The following is a 2017-nucleotide window of genomic DNA, read 5'->3' as shown; positions in this document are numbered from 1 at the left end:
CGACATCAAAGCCGAATACCTGAAGCCTGGCCCCGCTGGCGACCGCTTGCGGGACGGTGGACTGGACGCCTATTTCTTTGTCGGTGGCTATCCGACCGGTGCAATCTCGGAACTCGCGACGTCAAGCGGCATCTCACTGGTACCGATCAGCGGTCCGGAAGTCGACAAGCTGATAAGCGATTACACGTTCTTTTCGAAGGATACGGTTCCGGCCAACACCTACAAAGATGTTGCGGAGACACCGACGATTTCCGTGGCAGCTCAATGGGTAACGAGTGCCAAGCAGCCGGACGATCTGGTCTACAAGATCACTAAGGTCATGTGGAACGACGCCACCCGCGCAGCACTCGATGCAGGGCATGCCAAGGGCAAGATGATTACACTCAAGAACGCGACAACCAGTCTTGGTATCCCGCTCCATCCCGGTGCGGAGAAATTCTATAAGGAAGCCGGCGTCCTCAAATAAACGTTGGAAACCCGATTTGCGATGCGGGGACAGGCTGAGGCCGGTCTCCGTATTGGCCATCTATACAAATGCAAGGATTTCCGCATGGGCGACGATACGGCCGGCAAGGCCTCTCCGATGGAGCTGGATGAAGCACGGGCGCGCGAGCTTGAGGAGCAGTTCGATGCGGAAATCCGATTCCGGCGGCTGGCGCCACTCGCTGCCCGCTTGGTCGGAGCGCTGCTGATCGCATTGTCGATCTTTCATTATTACACTGCGGGTTTTGGCCTTTTGTCGGAGGTTATGCATCGCGGCATCCACCTGTCCTTTGTCCTCGGTCTGATTTTTCTCGTTTTCCCCGTATCACGACGTGGTTACGGCGAAGTGGCGGCCTCCACTGTGCTGCGGCCTCTGGGCATATCGCTTTTCGACTGGGCGCTGGCAATCGGTGCCGTAGTCGCCGTGATGCACGTGCCGTTCATCCCGCTTGACGACCTTGCCTTTCGTGTTGGAAATCCCACGAACACAGACGTCGTCCTGGGCGGCCTGCTGGTACTGGTTCTTCTTGAGGCGACCCGCCGTTCGGTCGGCTGGCCCCTGCCGATCATTGCCGTCCTGTTCATGGCCTACTCCCTGTACGGGCCATCGATGCCTGGCATCCTGGTACATCCCGGCGCGACCTTCTCGCAGCTGATCAATCACCTCTATCTCACCAGCCAAGGCATATATGGCATCGCACTCGGTGTCGTCGCCACCTATGTCTTCCATTTTGTACTATTCGGGGTTTTTGCCACACGCATCGGGCTCGGTCAGTTGTTCCTGGATTGTGCCGCGTGGGTCGCGGGGCGGTATGCTGGTGGTCCGGCCAAAATATCGATTTTCGGATCGGCGTTGTTCGGCATGATCTCCGGCTCGTCCGTTGCCAATACGGTCACAGTTGGCTCGCTCACAATACCGGCGATGATCCGGCTCGGCTACAAGCGCACCTTCGCCGCGGCAGTCGAATCCGCATCGTCCACCGGTGGCCAGATCACGCCGCCGATCATGGGTGCGGCAGCATTCCTGATGATCGAGTTCCTCAATCTCCCCTACACTACGATCATCCTGGCAGCGCTCGTTCCGGCATTCATGCACTTCTTCGGAGTTTTGGTTCAGGTTCACTTCGAAGCAAAACGCGAAGGTCTTCGTGGCATGACCGACGACGAAATGCCGGATCTCAAGGAGGCCTTCAAGCGCGATTGGCCGACCGTCATCCCCCTCGTCGTGCTGATCGGTATCCTGCTCTCGGGTTTCACACCATACCTCGCGGCATTCTGGGGAATAACGCTCTGCATCGCGGTCGGCCTCATCAATCCGCGCCGACGCATGTCGTTGACGGAGGTCTTCGAGGGACTGCGGGACGGCGCCAAGTACGCGCTTGCCGTTGGCGCAGCGGCAGCCACCGTTGGCATCATCGTCGGGGTCGTCACGTTGACCGGCGTCGGCTTCAAGATTTCCTACATCGTCACCACGACTGCAGCAGAAATAGCCGGCTGGATCGGTACGATGGTTCCGGCTGCCTGGTTCGGACCG

Annotated in this window: 2 protein-coding genes; both read left to right on the top strand. The window is 58.8% G+C overall.

The window, feature by feature from the left end; all coding sequences use genetic code 11:
* Positions 1-466 (top strand): TAXI family TRAP transporter solute-binding subunit (locus PL597_RS25875; RefSeq protein ID WP_271366644.1); only part of this gene is annotated, 466 nt, incomplete at its 5' end.
* Between the two features lie 84 nt (positions 467-550).
* On the top strand, positions 551-2017 hold a 1467-nt coding region (locus PL597_RS25870), incomplete at its 3' end, for a TRAP transporter permease (protein ID WP_271366645.1).

The sequence above is a fragment of the Agrobacterium sp. ST15.13.013 genome, from assembly GCF_027956525.1.
Classification (GTDB): Bacteria; Pseudomonadota; Alphaproteobacteria; order Rhizobiales; family Rhizobiaceae; genus Agrobacterium; species Agrobacterium salinitolerans.
Note: the sequence above shows the minus strand (reverse complement) of the source record. Positions and strands in the feature narration are given on the sequence as shown.